Origin of the sequence: Pinirhizobacter sp., assembly GCF_035317885.1 — a bacterium.
Classification (GTDB): domain Bacteria; phylum Pseudomonadota; class Gammaproteobacteria; order Xanthomonadales; family Rhodanobacteraceae; genus Pinirhizobacter.
Window position 1 is genome coordinate 1 of record NZ_DATHFX010000469.1, and the last position, 3,842, is coordinate 3,842.

Genomic DNA, 3,842 nt, shown 5'->3' on the forward strand with positions numbered 1-3,842 from the left:
AGGGGAAAGGGTAGGCCCATGCCGTCCACCGGCGAGCGGCCGGTGACGGTGAAACCCTGTTTTCGGTAGAAGGTGAGCGCACTTAAGTTTTGCTCGTTCACGTCCAGCGTCAGCGGCGTGCCCTTGAGCTTGCGCGCGTGCTGCAGCAATCGGCCGCCGGCGCCCTTGCCCATGTGCGCAGGGTCCACGAACAGCGCTTCCACCTTGCTTCCGTTCAGGCTCACGAAGCCCAGGATGTCGCCGCGGTCCACCAACACCCAGGTCTCGATCACCGGAAACACATGTCGCCGGACGACGGGCACCAGTTGCCCGATCACCGCTTCGCCGAGGAAATCGTGCGTGGCGCGCACGCTGCGTTCCCAAAGGGCCATCAGCAGCTCGAGGTCGGGAAAGTCGTACGGGCGGATGTGCATGGCGTGGGCAAAAAAAGGGGGAGCCGGCGTACCGGCTCCCCGGTGCCGCGTCAGCGGCTGGCCACGAGCTTTGCCAGGGCGGCGTTGAAGGTCGGGCTGGGCCGCATGGCCTTGGCCAGGAGCTGCAGGTCCGGGTGGTAGTAGCCGCGGATATCCACCGGCTGGCCCTGCACGCCGTTGAGCTCGCCGACGATGGTGTCTTCGTTGTCGGTGAGTGTTTTGGCGATCTCGGTGAACAGTGCCTGCAGGGGCTTGTCTTCATCCTGTGCGGCCAGGGCCTGCGCCCAGTACATGGCCAGGTAGAAATGGCTGCCGCGGTTGTCGAGCTCGCCCACCTTGCGCGCCGGCGACTTGTTGCTGTCGAGGAACTTGCCGTTGGCCTGGTCCAGCGTGCGCGACAGAAGCGAAGCCCGGGCGTTGTGGAAGTGCTCGCCCAGGTGTTCGAGCGAAGCTGCCAGGGCCAGGAATTCACCCAGCGAATCCCAGCGCAGGTAATTTTCCTCGACGAACTGCTGCACGTGCTTGGGCGCCGAACCACCGGCGCCCGTCTCGAACAAGCCGCCACCGGCCATCAGCGGCACCACCGAGAGCATCTTGGCGCTGGTACCTAGCTCCATGATCGGGAAGAGATCGGTGAGGTAGTCGCGCAGCACGTTGCCGGTGACCGAGATCGTATCCTGGCCCTTGCGGATGCGCTCGAGCGAATGCCTGGTGGCATCGACGGGATTCATGATGCGGATGTCCAGCCCCGCCGTGTCGTGGTCTTTCAGGTAGCGTTCGACCTTGGCGATCATCTGCGCATCGTGGCCGCGCTTTGCGTCGAGCCAGAACACCGCCGGCGTGCCGGACAGGCGCGCGCGGCCGACGGCAAGCTTCACCCAGTCCTGGATGGGAGCATCCTTGGTCTGGCACATGCGGAAGATATCGCCTTCTTCCACGGCCTGTTCAAGCACCGTCTTGCCGGCGTCGTCCACCACGCGCACCTGGCCCGCGCCGGGCAACTGGAAGGTCTTGTCGTGCGAGCCGTATTCCTCGGCTTTCTGCGCCATCAGGCCGACATTGGGCACGCTGCCCATGGTGGCGGGGTCGAACGCACCGTGGGTTCTGCAGTCATCGATCACGGCCTGGTACACGCCGGCGTACGAACGGTCCGGAATGACCGCCTTGGTGTCCTGGAGCTTGCCCTCGGCGTTCCACATGCCGCCGGAGTCGCGGATCATCGCCGGCATCGAGGCGTCGATGATGACGTCGCTGGGCACGTGCAGGCTGGTGATGCCCTTGTCGGAGTTCACCATGGCAAGCTTCGGACGATCGGCGTAAAGCGCCTTGATATCCGCCTCGATGGCGGATTTCTGGTCGGCCGGAAGGCTTGCGATGCGGGTGTAGAGGTCGCCGATGCCGTTGTTGGGATTGAATCCCACCGACTTAAGCGCCGCGGCGTGTTTGTCGAGCACGCCCTTGTAGAACTCACCCACCGCCACGCCGAACATGATCGGGTCGGACACCTTCATCATGGTGGCCTTCAGGTGCAGCGAGAACAGCACGTTCGAAGCCTTCGCATCGGCGATCTGCGCATCGATGAAGCTGGCCAGTGCCTTGCGGCTCATCACCGCCGCGTCCACCACTTCGGCAAGTTCGACCTTGATCTTGTCCTTCAGCACCGTGACGGCACCGTCCTTCGCCACGAACTCGATGCGCAGGCTCCCGGCCTTGGCCGTCGTGGTGGAGGTTTCGCTACCGTAGAAGTCGCCGCTGTCCATGTGCGACACGTGCGTTTTCGAATCACTGGCCCACTTGCCCATGCGATGCGGGTGCTTGCGGGCGTAGTTCTTGACCGAAAGCGGCGCGCGGCGGTCGGAATTGCCCTCGCGAAGCACCGGGTTCACCGCGCTGCCCATCACGCGCCCGTAGCGCGCCTGGATCTCCCTGGAGGCCTCGTCGCTGGCGACATCGGGGTAATCGGGCAGGGCGTAGCCCTGGGATTGCAGTTCCTTCACCGCAGCCTTCAACTGGGGCACCGAGGCACTGATGTTGGGCAGCTTGATGATGTTGGCGTCCGGCGTGGTGGCCAGCTGGCCAAGCTCCGCCAGATCGTCGGCCACGCGCTGGTTGTCCTTCAGTACGTTGGGAAATTGCGACAGGATGCGCCCGGCGAGCGAGATGTCGCGGGTTTCCACCTTCACGCCGGCGGTGCCGGTGAACGCGTCGATGATGGGGAGCAGGGATTGGGTAGCCAGGAACGGCGCTTCGTCGGTCAGCGTGTAGATGATCGTCGGGGAGTGGGACATGTAGGGATGGACCTCTCGGTACGGCATGGCGCCAGTTAAGGGTCACCGGACCACCGCCTAGATGCCGGGGCCGGGCAAGCCGCTTATTGTCGCCCGTGAGGCCGCCAGAGGCAAAGCATGGTGGGGAATAAGCCTCATGCCGGGGAAGCATGAACCGGCGTGGCGTTTACACGCTGTGCCTGCGTGCATACGCGACGGCCATCACGGATTCCCGCCTTACTTCGCATGGCCTATGCACTCCGTTGAATTGCTTGAAAATGTGCGTGCGCGTCTACTTCAACGCGGATCGGGCGGCTGAGGGGCGCTCCCATCTTCTTTTTCAAATGACTGCATCGGAGCCATGCGGTCAACTTTCCACCGGCCACGGCATACCTTTCGTGACCGGACGCCCGCAGCGGCGGCTTTCGCACATTGGCATCGAACCGAATCGAACGGGCCCGCACAGCGGTCCGCGGTGTCGGCCGCCCATGTGCCATCGGGGAGATGAGCATGCCAGTGACCCTGAGTTATCCAGGCGTATACGTCGAGGAAATTCCCAGCGGCGTCCATACCATTACCGGCGTGGCCACCTCCATCGCCGCATTTGCCGGCTGGGCGCCCACCGGCCCGACCGACAAGGCCGGACTGGTGCTGAGTTTCACCGACTTCGTGCGCAGCTACGGCGGCATCGATGCTCGCAGCAAGCTGGGCAACGCGGTGAACCAGTTCTTCCAGAATGGCGGTGGCCAGGCTTATATCGTGCGACTGGCCGCGGCCGACGCCAAGGCCGCTACCGTTACCCTGGACGGCAAGATCAAGCTCACCGCCAAGAGCGTTGGCGGATGGGCCGGCGACTACGCCGTGCTGACCAAGGCCGCAAGCGATGGAAAAACATTCCGCCTGACGGTACTGAACACCAAGACGGGCGCCAGCGAGGTGTTCGACGCGTTGTCGATGACGGCGACCGATCCCCGCTTCGCAACCAACGTGTTGACCCACCAATCGGCCTTCGTCAATGCTGAGCTGGTAGGTACGCCGACCACACCGCCTGCCGACACCGTGTTGAAGGCCGATGGCACGCCGCCGGACACGGCAAAGCTTGCTGGTGGCGTGGACGGTGCCATCCTTGCCGAGACCGACGCTACCTTCATCGCGGCGCTGC

The 3,842-nt window shown here is 64.1% G+C and carries 2 protein-coding genes and 1 pseudogene; 1 reads left to right on the top strand and 2 read right to left on the bottom strand.

The window, feature by feature from the left end:
• Together VK519_RS15455 and VK519_RS15460 are read right to left on the bottom strand one after the other, a co-directional pair.
• On the bottom strand, positions 1-413 hold a 413-nt coding region (locus VK519_RS15455), incomplete at its 3' end, for a GNAT family N-acetyltransferase (RefSeq protein WP_324351226.1).
• A gap of 50 nt (positions 414-463) precedes the next feature.
• Positions 464-2,701, bottom strand: a complete 2,238-nt coding sequence (locus VK519_RS15460) for an NADP-dependent isocitrate dehydrogenase (RefSeq protein ID WP_324351228.1) — start codon at positions 2,699-2,701, stop codon at positions 464-466.
• A gap of 489 nt (positions 2,702-3,190) precedes the next feature.
• Between VK519_RS15460 and VK519_RS15465 the strand changes: the two are divergent.
• Positions 3,191-3,842, top strand: a pseudogene (locus VK519_RS15465) (phage tail sheath family protein); the annotation flags it as partial.

Coding starts and splice junctions, on each gene's coding strand:
- VK519_RS15460 (WP_324351228.1), bottom strand. CDS start 2,701: ATGTCCCACTCCCCGACGATCATCTACACGCTGACCGACGAAGCGCCG.